The 15,721-nt window shown below is 52.9% G+C and carries 15 protein-coding genes; 6 read left to right on the forward strand and 9 right to left on the reverse strand.

Annotated elements, in window-relative coordinates:
• Positions 1–441: 441 nt before the first annotated feature.
• The 9 genes from LBF86_02655 to hisA form a co-directional block, all read right to left on the reverse strand.
• Positions 442–657 (reverse strand): hypothetical protein, encoded by a 216-nt coding sequence (locus LBF86_02655; protein MDR0664408.1) that lies wholly within the window; start codon positions 655–657, stop codon positions 442–444.
• Between the two features lie 963 nt (positions 658–1,620).
• Entirely contained in the window at positions 1,621–1,962 is a 342-nt protein-coding gene (locus LBF86_02660) for a hypothetical protein (GenBank protein ID MDR0664409.1), read from the reverse strand.
• A gap of 9 nt (positions 1,963–1,971) precedes the next feature.
• Entirely contained in the window at positions 1,972–3,519 is a 1,548-nt protein-coding gene (locus LBF86_02665) for a 2-isopropylmalate synthase (protein ID MDR0664410.1), read from the reverse strand.
• Entirely contained in the window at positions 3,512–4,246 is a 735-nt protein-coding gene (pssA, locus tag LBF86_02670; GenBank protein ID MDR0664411.1) for a CDP-diacylglycerol--serine O-phosphatidyltransferase, read from the reverse strand. The genes LBF86_02665 and pssA overlap by 8 nt, the downstream gene beginning before the upstream one ends.
• Positions 4,247–4,258: 12 nt before the next feature.
• Positions 4,259–4,846: a hypothetical protein gene (locus LBF86_02675; GenBank protein MDR0664412.1), complete on the reverse strand. Its 588-nt coding sequence runs from the start codon at positions 4,844–4,846 to the stop codon at positions 4,259–4,261.
• The gene (ftsH, locus tag LBF86_02680) at positions 4,821–6,800 is read right to left on the reverse strand and encodes an ATP-dependent zinc metalloprotease FtsH (GenBank protein MDR0664413.1); all 1,980 of its coding nucleotides are present in this window, start codon (positions 6,798–6,800) and stop codon (positions 4,821–4,823) included. The genes LBF86_02675 and ftsH overlap by 26 nt, the downstream gene beginning before the upstream one ends.
• A gap of 12 nt (positions 6,801–6,812) precedes the next feature.
• The gene (locus tag LBF86_02685) at positions 6,813–7,580 is read right to left on the reverse strand and encodes a 50S ribosomal protein L11 methyltransferase (protein ID MDR0664414.1); all 768 of its coding nucleotides are present in this window, start codon (positions 7,578–7,580) and stop codon (positions 6,813–6,815) included.
• Positions 7,581–7,594: 14 nt separating this feature from the next.
• Entirely contained in the window at positions 7,595–7,969 is a 375-nt protein-coding gene (locus LBF86_02690) for a response regulator (GenBank protein MDR0664415.1), read from the reverse strand.
• Positions 7,970–8,009: 40 nt separating this feature from the next.
• A complete protein-coding gene (gene hisA, locus LBF86_02695; protein MDR0664416.1) occupies positions 8,010–8,714 on the reverse strand; it encodes a 1-(5-phosphoribosyl)-5-[(5-phosphoribosylamino)methylideneamino]imidazole-4-carboxamide isomerase in 705 nt (234 codons plus the stop codon).
• A gap of 166 nt (positions 8,715–8,880) precedes the next feature.
• On the opposite strand from hisA, the gene LBF86_02700 reads away from it, so the two are divergent.
• From LBF86_02700 to LBF86_02725, 6 genes are read left to right on the forward strand one after another with little or no spacing between them, the layout of a single operon-like run.
• Positions 8,881–9,324: a transcriptional repressor gene (locus LBF86_02700; GenBank protein MDR0664417.1), complete on the forward strand. Its 444-nt coding sequence runs from the start codon at positions 8,881–8,883 to the stop codon at positions 9,322–9,324.
• Positions 9,325–9,334: 10 nt separating this feature from the next.
• A complete protein-coding gene (gene ligA / locus LBF86_02705) occupies positions 9,335–11,293 on the forward strand; it encodes an NAD-dependent DNA ligase LigA (GenBank protein MDR0664418.1) in 1,959 nt (652 codons plus the stop codon).
• Positions 11,290–12,720, forward strand: coding sequence for a mechanosensitive ion channel family protein (locus tag LBF86_02710; protein ID MDR0664419.1), 1,431 nt, complete (start codon positions 11,290–11,292; stop codon positions 12,718–12,720). Before ligA ends, LBF86_02710 begins: the two co-directional genes overlap by 4 nt.
• Positions 12,717–13,481 (forward strand): glutamate racemase, encoded by a 765-nt coding sequence (gene murI, locus LBF86_02715; protein ID MDR0664420.1) that lies wholly within the window; start codon positions 12,717–12,719, stop codon positions 13,479–13,481. Before LBF86_02710 ends, murI begins: the two co-directional genes overlap by 4 nt.
• A complete protein-coding gene (locus LBF86_02720) occupies positions 13,478–14,050 on the forward strand; it encodes an aminodeoxychorismate/anthranilate synthase component II (protein MDR0664421.1) in 573 nt (190 codons plus the stop codon). The genes murI and LBF86_02720 overlap by 4 nt, the downstream gene beginning before the upstream one ends.
• On the forward strand, positions 14,013–15,281 hold the full coding sequence (locus LBF86_02725) for a glycosyltransferase family 39 protein (protein ID MDR0664422.1): 1,269 nt from the start codon (positions 14,013–14,015) through the stop codon (positions 15,279–15,281). Before LBF86_02720 ends, LBF86_02725 begins: the two co-directional genes overlap by 38 nt.
• Positions 15,282–15,721: the final 440 nt, after the last annotated feature.

Genomic DNA, 15,721 nt, shown 5'->3' on the forward strand with positions numbered 1-15,721 from the left:
ACCAGCCTGCTATATACGCCAAATATAACGCAACGATTAACGCTCCCTCAAAATCATATTAACGTATAGACCGAAACGATACGCAAAACGGCAATTTAACCGCCCGCGTTCGCGCGTCCAAGCTGGGCGCGTAAGTTGCCGTTTGCTTTTATAATGTTCTTTAAGCCCGCGCGCTTGCAAGGAGCGCGACTCTGACTTAAGCGCCTGCGCGTATTCAATCGCCGCGTTTCAATGAGCGCGATCGCTAAGGAACGCGACAAAGTTACCAAACGGCAAGACAACGCCGCCGATGTTTCAACCCGCGTTTATACCGCGCCCTTTTGTCGGATTCGCGATAGAAACGCTCGCGCTTCGTAATCGAAGGCGGGTTTCCGTCTTCAACCCCTTCGGCGCGTCTGCATAAACCAGCCTCTGTGCGAGAACAACAGCCCGCGCGGCGGGTTAATCGCTTAAAGCGCTAACTTCGGTAAAAGTATTGCTATCGGTAGCATCGCCTAAGCCAAGCTGACCATTTTTGTTGCGTCCCGTAGCATAAACTTTGCCGTCTTTTGATAGCGCTAAAGAGTGATTGCCGCCGGCGGATATGGCGATAATGTTGGATTTAATTTCGCCTTCGCCCCCTTCGTTTTCCGAGTTTTTCTTGCCGCAACCAACCAAAGCGAATGAACTAAGCGCAATTGTTAATAGTTTAGCAAAGATAGAAGCGGTTTTTTAGGCGGCGCTAAAACCGCTAGTTTAGTTAAAAGCGATCGCTCGTTATCCATAGGCGACGGGTTTAACAATCCGCGATCGCCAATTGATTTAGATTACGTTAAACCGATTCTTTCGCAAAAAAAGACGATAACATAGCAAATTCCTTTATGGCTTCAAATAAAGCTTTTGGATAATAGCCGCCCATAACCTAAAACGCTTAACAAATCAAAATAACAATTCGCGCGATCAAACGGCGAACCAACCGCCGCCGTTTCAATGCGCGTTATACCGCGTATTTCTCGTCATACTCGCGCGAAGCAAGCGCGAGCGCTTCGCGGAAATGACGGGGGACGCTGGTTTTGGCAAAGCGTGATAAGGCGAGCGCGAGATGCGAGCGCAAAAGGCTAAAAGTAGCGTCGTTTTTGGTTTTATCGGCGTTTTAAGATTTTTGAAGCGTTTAGCGTTTGCAAAAATCACATTTTTTGGCGGCTGACGCGCCGTCTAACGGTTTTTTAGATTTATGGCTGTTTTATCGATTTTTTGGCGCGTTAAAGCTACTTTTCGCGCATTTTTATTAGTATTTTCGAAGCGGCGCATTGTTTTTAGTTTTTGAGGTCGAATGTCCTAATTCTAGCTTAATTTACAAAGAGCGCGGTAAACGGGACTTAAAAAGCCGATAAAACCATATCGCAAATAGTTGCGTATCGTTTTATTAAGTTTTATTCGCCCTTTTACATTGTATGCTTAAACGATCTACCGCGCGTTAATCTCGCCGCGATTAGCGCGCGATGTTTAGGGCGAAAACGTTTGCGCGCGGTATTTATTAACGACGACGATTTGGATTTTGCTTGGCGCGACGCCTTTGCGCGAATCTAGCGTTAAATTCGCGCTCGACGCGCTAACGACAAAAACTGGCGGCGCGGCGTTTTAATACTGTTCGCTTTGAATGCACATCGCGCGATATTTGTTTGCCTTGTGATCGACTAAATGCAAGCCCGAAGAGAAATCGTAGGCGTAGGCGCCTTCGATATCGGCTTGATCGCTCGTCCAGTAGATCTCTCTTTGGTAAGGGCTTTGACCTCTAGCCGAAAGATACGAATCCCTAAACGCCGCGTCCATCGCGTTTAGCGGCGGCACATACGCGTCAAGCGATCTGCAATACTCTACAGCGCTATCCCAATCCATTTTAACGCCCGAATCGTGCAAGCGCATACTCGCGCTAAGCAACGCGCAGGCGGACAAAGCGGCTAACAATACGAATCTGCTCATTTTTGACCCTTAAACCGACGTTCGATCGACCTTTCTCAAAGCGTCTTTCATCGCCAGATAGCTGTTAAGCGATCCGACATAGGCTTCCGCCGACGCTTTCATGGTATCCACGTCTAGCCCGTGTCCCATTACGGCGGGCTTATTATCGTCGAACACCACCTTAACCAGCACTCTCGCCAGCGCGTCCTTGCCCTCGCTCACCGCGTCAACCTTGTAATCGAGCAACTCTCCCGAAAAGCCGCATACGCGATCGATCGCTTTAAACACAGCATCGATCGTTCCGCCTCCGATCGCCGCGTCCGTAACCTCCTCGCCGTTCGCTTTCCTGATCGTAACCGTGCTAAACGGCACGCCCCCGCTACAATCGGTAAGCTGCATATTTACCAGCGTAAATTCGGCTGGGACGTTGGCGCTTTCGCTAGTAAGCAGGGAGCGAATATCCTCGTCATAGACGATCTTTTTGCGATCGGCAAGCTCCTTGAAACGATCGAAGGCGCGTTTAAACTCCTCTTCGCTCGGCTCGAAGCCAAGCTCTTTTAATTTCTGTTTGAAGGCGTGCGATCCGCTTAGTTTCCCCAAAGTCAGGCGGTTGCGATCTAGTCCTATATCCTCCGCGCTCATAATCTCGTAAGTTTCGCGGCGCTTCAACACGCCGTCTTGATGTATGCCGCTTTCGTGCGCGAAGGCGTTTTTGCCGACGATCGCTTTGTTGGGTTGCGGTTCGATCCCGCAGGTTTCAGCTAATAAGCGGCTGGAGGCGTAGATCTCTTTGGCGTTAATTCGCGTGTCCGCGCCGTCAAATAGGTCTTTTCGCACTCTAAGCGTCATCGCGATCTCTTCTAGCGAGGCGTTGCCCGCGCGCTCGCCAAGTCCGTTGATCGTGCATTCCGTCTGCCCCGCGCCCGCTAAGATCGCCGCCAGAGAGTTCGCGCTGGCAAGCCCTAGATCGTTGTGGCAATGCACGCTCACAACCGCTTTGTCGCCCACAAAATCGACAATTTCGCCGATAAAGTTCCGATACTCGAACGGGATCGCGTAACCGACCGTATCGGGAATGTTGATTGTGCTCGCGCCCGCCTCGATCGTAGCCGATATAATCTCTCTCAAAAACGGAAGTTCGCTTCGCGTCGCGTCCTCGCAGCTAAACTCTACGTCGTCAACTAGCGATCGCGCGAGTTTGACCGCCTCGATCGCGCGGCGGATCACCTCGTCGGGCTTCATCTTTAGCTTGTATTCCATGTGGATCGGGCTGGTGGCGATAAAGGTGTGAATACGCTTTCGCTTGGCGTCTTTAAGAGCCTCCGCCGCGCGTTCTATATCTTTGCTTGTCGCTCTAGCGAGCGAACACACGACGCTGTTCGTTACGATCTCGCTAATCTGCCTAATCGCGTCGAAATCGCCCGGACTTGCGATCGCGAAACCCGCTTCGATAATGTCCACGCCCAGTTTTTCAAGTTGCTTCGCGATCCTGACCTTTTCCGGCGTGGTCATAGAGGCGCCGGGCGACTGTTCGCCGTCTCTTAACGTAGTGTCGAATATTTTAATAGCTCTAGCCATTGTTGCGAGCCTTTCGTTTGCGTAATATGATTGTCCATAACGTTCGGGCGGGACCCGCGAGCGCGTAAATAAGCGCGATAAACGCTAAAAACTCAATCTGATATAGATAAAAAAGCGAACATGCCGCGATCAGCGCGATCAACGCCCGCAGAAAATAGCTCTTTTGAAAATGTATCTGCTTAAAACTGGGGTAACGTATATTGCTTACCATTAAAACCGCGATAATTGCCGAAGCGATCAGAAGCGCTAGTTTCGCGCCCCGCCCCGAATCGTAATTGACGACAAGCATTGTCGCGCTTACGACGAAGAGCGCGGCGGCGGGAATAGGCAGCCCGATAAAAACGTTCGGTTCCGTCGAGGAGCTGATCACGTTAAAGCGCGCGAGCCTCACCGCGCCAAAAACGACGAACAGCGCCGCCGCTAAAACGCCCAATCTACCAAACTCGTCTCCCGCCGCGAAATAGAAAATAAACGCGGGCGCCACGCCGAAAGCCACTACGTCGGCTAGGCTGTCGAACTCTTTGCCGAATTGGCTACTGGTTTTCGTAAGCCGCGCCACCCGCCCGTCTAGCGCGTCAAAGATCGCCGAAAGCACGACGAACCAGAACGCCTTTTCAAAGGCTCCTTGTTCGGCGGCTACGATTGCTAACACCGCCAAAAACATACTGCCCGCCGTGAAAAGATTGGGGAATAGATAGGCTATTTTAAGGTTTTTGATATTCACCATTGCGATTCCTTACTAAGCGGCTCTCGCGAAGCCGATCGCGCTTTCTCCCGCTCTAATTTTAGCGCCGATCGCGACTTTTACCTCGCTATCCGTCGGCAACGCGATCTCCGCCGTCCCGCCGTAAAAAAAGCCGAGCCTCTCTCCTAAATACGATCCGTTGTTGGAATGGTAAAGACGACTTGGTCTGCGGTTTGGAATAAGCGTAAGCGAAACTTTATCGTTGAAGGAGAAGTTTTCCGCGTGCCTAAGGTAGTTCGTCGCGCCGGCGACGCCGTGCGAGACGGAAGAGGAAACGACGACGCTTTGAACGGGCGATCTAATTAGGCGCGCGTCAAAAAAACCCGTTTTGATCGAGACCGTTACGCTATCGCTCGCGCTTTCTATCGATACGACCTCGCCGTCGATCGGCGCGATAAAAGCGAGCGAGTCGCGCTCGTCTGGAATGCGTTCGGGATTGCGAAAAAACCATAGACAATATATAAGCCCCAACGTTAGAACAAACGCCAAAAACTCCGCGCCGATCGCAACCGAGCCGATCGCTAACGCAGCCAAAATACAAACGGGTAAAAATCCTTCACGCGCCAGAATCAGCGTTTTCATTCTCTTTCGCCTCCGTAACCTCCTCGTCCTCTTTTTCGCGGACGATACCCATTTTTGCCTCAAACGCGCCGATAATCTCTTTGACTTTGGCGCCCTCGATCACCTCTTCGGCAAGCAACGCCGCGCCGATCTCGTCGATCGCCTCGCCGTATGTCGTTAAACGCTCCTTTACCGCCTCGTAGCGATCTGAAAGCGTCCGCTTAATATAAAAATCGGTCTCTTCGGCAAGTTTTTCGCTGTAATCCTTGCTCTTGCCAAACCCGTAAGGCGAACCCAAAAATCCGCTCGGGCGTTTTTCCATCACCATTAGCCCCGCGACGTCGCTCATGCCGTAGATCGTCACCATCGCCTTAATAATATCGGTGGCGCGTTCTAGATCGTTTGCCGCGCCGGTGCTGATCTCGCCGATAAAGATCTCCTCAGCCGCGCGTCCGCCAAGCAACACGTCCACTTCGGCGATCAATTCGCTTTGCTGCATCAGATACTTGTTCTCTTCGGGCGTGTTTAGCGTGTAGCCCAAAGCCGCCAGACCGCGAGGAATAATCGAGACTTTATTAACCTTTTTCGCGCCCTTTGTCGTTTCGGCGATCAGCGCGTGTCCGCTTTCGTGGAAGGCTACGATTCGTTTTTCTTTTGGGCTGATACGACGCGATTTTTTCTCTAATCCCGCGATCGATCGCTCCACCGCTTCGCGCATATCGTCGTTATCGACGACGTCTTTCTCTTTACGCCCGGCGAGCAGAGTCGCCTCGTTGACGATATTGGCTAAATCCGCGCCAGCCAGACCCGCCGTCATCTTAGCGATTATCTCCAGATCGACGCTTTCGGATAGTTTGACCGCTTTTACATGAACTTTCAAAATTTCCAGCCGCCCTTTGAAGTCGGGCTTGTCCACCAGCACCTGTCGATCGAAGCGCCCCGGGCGTAAAAGCGCGGGGTCGAGAATCTCTGGGCGGTTGGTAGCCGCCAATATAATGATCGGTTCGGTGGAGGCGAAGCCGTCCATCTCGGCGAGCAATTGATTTAGCGTCTGCTCGCGTTCGTCGTTGCCGCCAAAGCCGGAAGCCGCGCGGCTTTTGCCTAGCGCGTCAAGCTCGTCGATAAAGACGATCGCGGGCGCCTGCCTTTTTGCCTGCTCAAACAGATCGCGCACCCGCGCCGCTCCCACGCCTACAAACATCTCTATGAAACCGCTGGCGCTGACGGAGAAAAACGGCACGCTCGCTTCGCCCGCCACCGCTTTGGCAAGTAGCGTTTTGCCCGTGCCGGGAGGTCCCACCAGCAGTATGCCTTTGGGGATTTTCGCGCCGAGTTTGATATAGCGATCGGGATTTTTGAGAAAATCGACGATCTCTTTGACCTCCTCCTTCGCCTCCTCCGCGCCAGCCATATCGTCGAATTTGATCGCGGGTTTTTCGGCGCTTATCAGATTTTTGGCGCTTCCCATGCCTAGCACGCTACCGCCGATGCTCTTTTGCATACGGTTTGTAAGTAGCATCCAAATGCCAAAAAAGATAAGAATAGGCAGCACCCAGCTAAAGAGAATGTCCGCGAGCCAGTTCTCCTCGCTCATACCGCCGTAAGGCACGTTGTTCTCTTCGAGCAGGGGCAGCAACGATTCGTCGGGGGCGACTCTACGGGCGTAGTAGTTGGTCTGCGTCGATCCGCTAACGCCGATCGCCTGAATCGAGTTTTTGCCAATCATCACCTGCGATATTTCGCCGTTTTTTAGTAATCTTTTAAAATCGGAATAAGGGACGTTGCGCGAGACGGTCTGCGTTATCGGCGCGCCGGTAATCGCGCCGTCCATAGCCGCGTCCGAGTTCGCGGATATATACTTGAATAACGCTATCGCCGCTATCGCGATGATCGCGAAGATCAGAAGCGGGTTGTTGTTAAAAAAATTGTTATTGCGCCCGCCGTTTTCGGAAGACGGCTGATTTTGGTTAGCCATTATCTCGCTTTCTTAAACATTGTTATACGCGATCGTTCGCCACTCGCCGCGTTTTACGACAAATAAGGTTTTCAGATCGCCGTAGCAGGCGTCAAAACGCTTTTCAAAACGCTCCAAAACGCCGGAGACGATCAGAATCGCGCCCGCTTTTAGAGCGCGGCGTAGATCGCTTTTTATCGCGATTAAAACGTCCGCGACTATGTTTGCCGTAATCAAATCATAATTGTTTGTAACTTTATCCACCGATCCGACCCATATCTCCTTTGGTTTCACGCCGTTGATCTCGCAATTTTCTTTAGCGGTTTTAACCGCCCGCTCGTCCGTGTCGCACAGGCTGATCATAGCGCCTTTTTTCGCCGCCGCGATCGCCAAAATCCCGCTGCCGCAACCTACGTCTAAGACGCTCTTCGCGTTAAGCTCAAATCGGCTTAGCGCCTCCAAGCAGCTCGCGGTCGTCTCGTGGCGACCGGAGCCAAAAGCCGTAGCCGCGTCTATCGCCAGATCGATTAGATCGCCGCGCCGCTTTTCTCGCGAAGGGCGGACGCGAAACTCGCCGATCTCGATAGGCTCAAAACTTTTTTCATACTCCGTTATCCACGCGTCGTCTCTTTCGCGCCACGATAAAACGGCGTTAGGCGCGATCGCGACGATCGCCTCTTCGATCGCCGCCTCTTTCTCGCTAAACGCGAAAATATACGCGCCGTTTTCGTCGATATACGGCGCGTTCAAGAGCGTCCCGACCGCGTAAGCCTCCTCTGGAGTAACGTTGTCAACGCTCAATTCGACGTATCGATTCAGGCGACGGTTCCTAACACCGCTTCTAGTTTTTCTTTTAACACGTCGGGCGTAAAAGGTTTGACGATATAGTTGTTTACGCCCGCTTTAAGCGCCGTGATCACTTCGGTTTTGCCGCCTTCGGTAGTAACCATAATAATGGGCAAACCGACGTATTTCTGCTCGGCGCGAACCTTTTTGACCAGCTCTAAGCCGTTCATTTCCGGCATATTCCAATCGGTAATCAACACGCCTACGTCCGTATTTTGCCCTAAAACCTCCCAAGCCTGAGCGCCGTTTTCCGCTTCTAGGAGATCCTTAAAATTGAGTCTGAGTAGCGTGTTTTTAATAATACGTCGCATCGTGGAACTATCATCAACGACTAAAATTTTCAAAACGTCTCCTTCACGCCGCTTTCTAATCGACTAAGATTATCTAAATTTGGTTAAAAAGTTCTTTAACGCTTATCGCGCCCTCGTAGATCGCCTTGCCCACGATCGCGCCGTCAACGCCGTTTGCGTTTAGCTCCTCTAGATCGCCTTTCGCTTTAACGCCGCCGCTCGCGACGGTAAAGCCGCCGAAAGCGTTTTTGATCGATTTTGTAAAAGCCGTATTTACGCCGCTTAACGTGCCGTCGCGTCCGACGTCGGTGGTTATAACCGCTTCGGCTTTGCTGCCTTTAAAAAACGCCGCGAAGTCGATCGCGTCTATTACCGAGCTTTGCGTCCAGCCCTCTACGGCTACTTTGCCATCCAGCGCGTCGATCGCGATCGCGACGGGATATTTTTCCGCCGTTTTAATAGCCCAAACGGCGTTTCGCGCCGCCGCGCTACCCAGAATAACGCGGGATACGCCCAGATCCAGATAGGATTTAATCGTATCCTCGTCGCGGATTCCGCCGCCAAGCTGAATTTTCAGCTTCGTCTCCTTGACGATCTCTTTGATCGCGTTTAGATTTTTTGGCTTGCCCGCGATCGCGCCGTTTAGATCGACGACATGAAGCCATTTCGCGCCCGCTTCCTCGAAGCCTTTGGCGACCGCGCTAGGGTTATCGTCGTAAATTTTGGCGCTGCTCATCAGCCCTTTTGTAAGCCTAACGACTTTATCGTCTTTAAGATCAATCGCGGGGAAAACAATCATCTTTTCTCGCCCTTTGCTTTGATTAAGCTAAACGCATAATAACAAAAAAGCGGTTTTACGACCAACTTTAGCGCGTTGGCGCCGATAAAGCAAAAAACGAGCGGTTTACCGCCGTCGCGCCGTCGCGTTTTTGGCGAATGCGGCTATAATCGCGAAAGATTTACTGTTGGATAAAAACGTGGACTACAAAACAAAACTTAACCTGCGCGGGCTGAAGGCTACGCCTCAAAGAATAAGACTTATGGAGGAGTTAGCCAAACGCGGACACGCCACGATCGAGGCGATCTATAAAACGCTCAAGAGCGAACAGCCTATGCTCTCTCTCTCCACCGTGTATAACAATCTAGCGGCTCTGAGCGAACGCGGGCTTGTCAAAGAGGTGGCGATCGCGGGCGAACGGCAGGTTTTCGAGCTGACGCAAGCGGATCACGCGCATTTGATCTGCCGCGAATGCGGCGAGATTTTGGATATAAGCGTTAATTACGAGGCGATCAAAAAAGCGCTTGTCGTTCCAAGCGGCGTTAAGCTCGAAGAGGGCGATCTGATATTTAACGGGGTCTGCGCGCGTTGCGCCGCCAAAAAGAGCGCGCCTAAACAAGTCGTCGCCTGAAAAGAAGGTTATGTCGCCCGAGGAATATCGAGAGGCTGTTAGAACGCTTGAGCGCTGGGCTAGGGCATACTACGTGTTCGACGCGCCCGAAGCGCCCGATAGCGATTACGACGCGCTTTATCGCGAGGTAGCGTTATACGAGGCGGCGCATCCAAACGAGATTTCGCCCGCTTCGCCCACCCAACGAGTCGGCGGCGCGCTTCTTGAAGGGTTTGAAAAGGCTGCGCATTTAGAGAGAATGTGGTCGCTAGACGATATATTCAACTCCTCCGAGCTTGCCGTATGGTTGAAGCGGACGGCAAAACTCGCGGACGAAAGCGATCTGAAATTTGTCTGCGAACCAAAATTCGACGGCGCGAGCCTGTCGCTGGTATATGAAAACGGCGCGCTTATCCGCGCCGTAACGCGCGGCAACGGGATCGAGGGCGAAAACGTCGTGAATAACGCCAAAGCCATACGCGCCGTTCCGTTGGCGATCGAGCGCAAAGAGCCGATAGAGATTCGAGGCGAGGCGGTAATCTACAAAAACAAGTTTGAGGCGATCAATCTCGCGCGAACAAAAAACGACGAGCCGCCGTTTGCCAATCCGCGCAACGCCGCAAGCGGCAGTCTGCGGCAGTTTGATCCAAAAATCGTCGCCGAACGCAATTTGGCGTTTCTTCCGTGGGGAATCGGGCGCGGCGATCTAGGCGCTAAAAGCGGTTACGAGGAGATGCGAGCGATCGAGGCGCTTGGTTTTTTGCCAAATCCTATGCGGCGGCTGTGCGAGAGCGCCGCCGAAATAGAGTCCGCTTACGAAGAGATGCGCGCAAAACGCGACGAGATGGATATGGAGCTTGACGGGATGGTGATTAAACTGGACAATCTCGCTCTGCGCGAGCGGCTTGGTCAGACGATCAAGTCGCCGCGTTGGGCGGCGGCGTATAAGTTTCCCGCCGTCGAGAAAAAAACGCGGCTTCTTAGCGTCGATTGGCAGGTGGGGCGCACGGGGGCGCTAACGCCCGTGGGCAACGTGGAGGCGGTCGCCATCAACGGCGCGACGATCGAGCGGGTAACGCTGCACAACTACGACGAAATCACGCGGCTGGATATTCATATCGGCGACACGATTTCGCTGATTAGAAGCGGCGACGTAATTCCTAAGGTCGTCAGAGTTTTAACCTCGTTTCGAGACGGAAGCCAAACGTCGATAAAAAAGCCCGACGGCTGCCCCTCCTGCGGCGCCGAACTGCTGGAGGACGGCGCGATCTTGAAGTGTCAAAACCTCGCCTGCTCGTCGCGGATCGTCAATAACCTCGTTCATTTCGCGTCAAAACGCGCGCTCAATATCGACGGGCTTGGCAGGGAGATTATCGTTATGCTCTACAACGCGGGCAAAATCCGCGCGATCGAGGATATTTTCGCGCTCGACGAACATAGTTTTGAAAACCTCGACGGATTCAAAGAGCGCCGAATATCGCTGATACTAGAGGCGATCGAAAAGAGCAGGCGCGGCGAATTGTGGCGTTTTATCCACGCGCTTGGCATCGAGCGCGTCGGCGAGGCGGCGGCGAAAAAACTCGCGCGGCTTTTTGGCGACGAGTGGGATCAAAAAACGCGAGCCGAATACGAAGCGATCGGGGGTTTTGGCAAAGAGACGGGCGAATCTATCGCGGAGTTTTTGCGCGTCAATCGCGATCGAATCGACGCGCTAAAGAGGCTGGCGCTGCCGATCGCGCCCGCGATTAAACCGATTGGCGCCTCTCGCTTCGCGGGCAAAAGCGTCGTTATAACGGGCAGTTTTCCCGTTTCGCGCGAGATCGTCAAAGCCAAATTGGAGGAGCTTGGCGCCGTTGCGAGCGCGAGCGTGTCGAAAAAGACCGACTTTGTGTTCGCGGGCGAGAACGCGGGAAGCAAGCTGCAAAAGGCAAACGATCTCGGCGTAGCCGTTCTTGATTGGAAAGATTTTAGCGCGGAGCTAGAGCTGTGAGTCGCGCGTTTGTCATGCTGGCGCTGTTGATCGCGCCTCTATTTGGCGCGATCGACGAGAACTATTTGAACGATCGCAACATCTGGATCGCTACCTACAAAAACCATATCGATCTCGAGGAGCTAAGAGTCAAGATCGACGCGACCAGTAAAGAGATCGCCGTAAAACAGCGTCAATCCAAAAACTTTAGAGAGCTAAACGACGAATTGGCGCTATTCGAGGCGCAACTCGCCTCTTACGAGGCGCTACCCAAGAGCTTCCCCGAACTGCTCAATTTTCCCATGCCCGAAGCGGAAAAGATAAACTTAAATCTAATTAGCTTTATAGCCAAAACTCATCGGCGCGAGCTAGAACGCGCGAAGGAGCGTTTTGCGTCGCTTGTAAAAGAGTACGCGCTGGCGATCGCCTATCTGGACGAATACGAAACGCGAGCTAGGCGAGATAACGACGCGGAGTTTCTGGAGAGGGTACAATCGGACAAACGTTATTTCGAGCTTGCGCGGGGGCTAATCGATCAAAAAGGGCGCGCGCTCGAAACGATCGGCGGCTTTATAGAAACAAGCGAGAAAAACTACCGCGAGCGGGAGCTGACGCGCATTATCGTCGTCGTCGTAATTTTAATCGCGATTGTCGCGGCTCTGTGGATTACGCGCCGCGCTATTCGGCGCTACGCTTCCGACGCGGAGTCGTCGGCGTTTTGGATCAGGCTGCTTAATATCGCTACGGCGGCGATCGCCGCGCTGTTTTTAATTTTCAACTACATCGACAATCTGCTATACGCGCTTACCTTTGTCGGCTTTGTGGCGGCTGGTTTGACAATCGTGATGAAAGAGGCGGTGTTGAACTTTATCGCGTGGCTGAGGCTCGTCTTTGGCGGCGCGATCGTAGTCGGCGATCGGATACTGATCTACGATTCGCAACCCGTGATCGGCGACGTGATCGGCATATCGCCGATGAGTTTAACGCTCTACGAAAATATTACGCATAACAACGCCGCCGAAATTAAACGAGCGGGGCGAATCGTATTTATCCCGAATAACTTTATCTTTACCAAGGCGTTTTACAACTACACGCACGATACGATGAAAACGCTTTACGATCTCATTGAAATCCCGTTCGAGCTAAAAAGCGATTTCGATAGGATCGATAAAATCACGCGAGAGACGGTAACGGCGCTGACGGGGCGTTATATCGAGATGGCAAAGCTACAATACGATAGATTGCGCGATCGCTACACTATGCGCGGCAAAAGAATGCGTCCTAAGATTCAATTTATGTTTCAAGAGGACGGCAAGGCGATAAGAATGTATCTATGGTATATCGCGCCTTACCGCGATATTCTTAACGTAAGAAGCGCTATGACGTTGGAGCTTTTGCGCCGTTTTAAGAGCGAACCCGACATTATGCTCGCGGGCGAAACAAAATGAGGGCGGCGGTTTTCGATAGCGGCGTAGGCGGTTTGAGCGTCGTTAAATCTCTGCTGGCGCACAGGTTCTTCGACGAGATTGTCTATTACGGCGACACGGCGCGGACGCCTTACGGCGCAAAGGATCAAAACACGATTACGCGCTACTCGTTGGAGGCGCTGGAGTTTTTAAGCGGTTTCGAGCCTAACGCGCTGATCGTGGCGTGCAACACGGCGAGCGCCTACGCGCTAGAGGAGTTAAGGCGCAAAGCCTCTTTTCTTGTCGCGGGCGTGATCGAGCCGGGCGTTATGGCGCTAAGAAACGGCGGCGTTAAGAGCCGAGATCGCGTTTTGGTGATAGCCACCCGCGCCACGATAAACTCCGGCGCCTACCAAAAACTGCTTGCCGCGCAAGGCTACGAAAACGTAACGGCGATCGCCGCGCCGCTTCTTGTCCCGCTTGTGGAAGAGGGGATTTTCGACGGCGCGATAGTAGATGAGACTTTTAAGCGCTATTTTGGCGATCTCGGCGCGTTTGACGCGGTTATTATGGGCTGCACGCACTATCCGCTGATGCAAGCGGCGCTTGGCGCTTGGTTTGGCGGCGCGAAACTCGTCCATAGCGGAGAGGCGATCGCGGAGTATCTTACCGCCAACGGCTTGGCGTCTGGCGGCGCGAACGAAACCGATCTTAGATTTTTCGCCTCCGAAAACGTAGGGCGCTTAAAAGAGGTCGCGTCAAAATGGCTGCATTTGCCGTCGATTACAAAGGATAGATCGTGATCGTTTTGATCGATAACTACGACAGCTTCACCTACAATATCGCGCAGTATTGCTGGGAGCTTGGCGCGACGCTTAAGGTCGTCAGAAACGACGAGTTAAGCGTAGAGGAGATAGCCGCCCTAAAGCCCGAAAAGCTGATCCTGTCGCCCGGTCCAAGCGCGCCCGACGACGCGGGCGTAACGCTGGAGGCGATCGGTTTTTTTAAGGACAAAGCGCCGATTTTTGGCGTGTGCCTTGGACATCAGGCGATCGGGCAGGCTTTTGGCGGCAAAATCGTCCGCGCCCAAAAGCTAATGCACGGCAAGATCGATAAAATCGGCGTTATAAAGCCGAGTAGCGCGATCTTTAGCGGCGTTCCGAGCGAGTTTAACGCCACGCGCTACCATTCGCTGGCGATCGAGCGCTCTAGTATAAGCGACGATATTGTCGTTACGGCGGAAACAAACGACGATCGAGAAATTATGGCGATCGAGATCAAAGATCGCCCGATTTACGGCGTTCAATTTCACCCCGAAAGCGTGATGAGCGAATATGGACGCGAAATTCTGGGCAACTTTCTGCGCCTCTAAAACGGCGCTCGCGTTATTTTTGGCGCTAGACGCGGCGTTTTTGCTCGCCTACGCGCCGACGCTGGGCGCGAGCGCGGGCGAAGCGAGGCTGTTCTTTTACGACGAAGGGGCGCTTGGGCATATCCTGCGTTTTAGCGCGTCGCTGTTTGGGCAGAACAACTTCGCGATTCGCTTTCCGTTTATTCTGGCGCATATCTTTAACGCCGCCATGATCTATATCGTCGCCCGCCGCTCTCTGCGTCCTAGCGACGCTCTGATCGCGACGCTGCTGTTCGCGCTGTTGCCGGGGGTTAATAGCGCCGCTTTGGCGGCGAGCATGGCGCCTTTTGCGATGAGCGTCGCTTTGATCTACGTCTGGCTCGACGATCGCTTCAAGCCTCTGGCGATCGCCGCGCTTTTTCTATCCGCGATCGCCGATAATCTGTTTATCGTCTTGAACCTAGCCGCCGCGTGCTACGAGATCAGCCGCAAGCGCTATCGGTTGGCGGTTTTACCGATTATATTTGTCGCGGCGTCGTTCGTTATGCACGGTTTTGATTTTGGCGGCAGACCGCGCGGCTATTTTCTGGATATTTTTGGGCTTTACGGCGCGATCTTTTCGCCGCTTATCCTTTGTTTTTTCATCTACGCGCTGTATTGGCATCTGTTCAAAAAATCGGAGAAATTGCCTTTGTTGTGGTTTGTTTCCTTCGTTCCTTTCGCGCTGTCGATCCTGCTAAGTATGCGCCAAAGCCTTCCGATCGAAGATTACGCGCCGTTTGCCGTTATCTCCGCGCCGCTGATCGTTCGGGCGTTTATGAACTCGTGGCGAATCCGCTTGCCGCAATTTCGCAAAGCCCACGCCGCGATCGCCGCCGTTACGATAATCTCGCTTCTGGCGCTCGCGGGGCTGACTTTTTTCAATAAGCCGCTCTACGCCGTTACAGACAAACATTTCGCGCGCGGTCATCATTTTGCGCAAGAGCTTTCAGACCTGCTTAAAGCAAGAGGCATATACGCGCTTGAGTGTCGGTCAAAAAGTCTAGCCGTAAGGCTTCGTTTCTACGGGATTGAGAGCGGCGGCGACTATACGCTTAGCGCGACAAAACCCTCCGACGATCAGGCGGCGGAAGAGATCGAGTTTTTTGTGTTTAACGCGCGCGCGGCGGTTTTTTATCTAAGCGTCAAGCCGCCGCTAAACCCCTCCGAAAACGAGGATATAACTTCAAACCCCGACGACGAGCCGACGTAAGATTGTCCGCGTCAAAGAAGCGAGTAGCCGTATAGTTTGGCGGACGCGATCTCGCGAATAAACCCGTCGGCGGCGCAGCCTCTTGGCGCGAACAAAAAGCCGACGCGATTTCTCTTTGCCGATCAATCGCGCTTCATATATTCCAACAAATCGCAATCGCCTAATTCGCGCGCTTTGCGAGCGTCTTTCGCGGCGTTTGCATAGTCGCCTAAATCAGCGTAAGCGTTTGCGCGGTTGTCGTAAGCGTCAGCGCATAATGCGCGATAGCCTCTTGCGGACGCCCGCGTTCATACGCGCTAAACGCCTCGTTAGCGGCGTTTGCGCCAAATAACGGCGTAACTACGCATAGGGCGATTAGCGCGATCGACGCTCTAGCTACAAAAACGTTTTTATCACGGTTTGATCTTAAGCATGAGATTACATAATTTTAGTTCGCGCCA

This window comes from Helicobacteraceae bacterium, from assembly GCA_031258155.1.
In the GTDB taxonomy this organism is placed as follows: domain Bacteria; phylum Campylobacterota; class Campylobacteria; order Campylobacterales; family SZUA-545; genus JAIRNH01.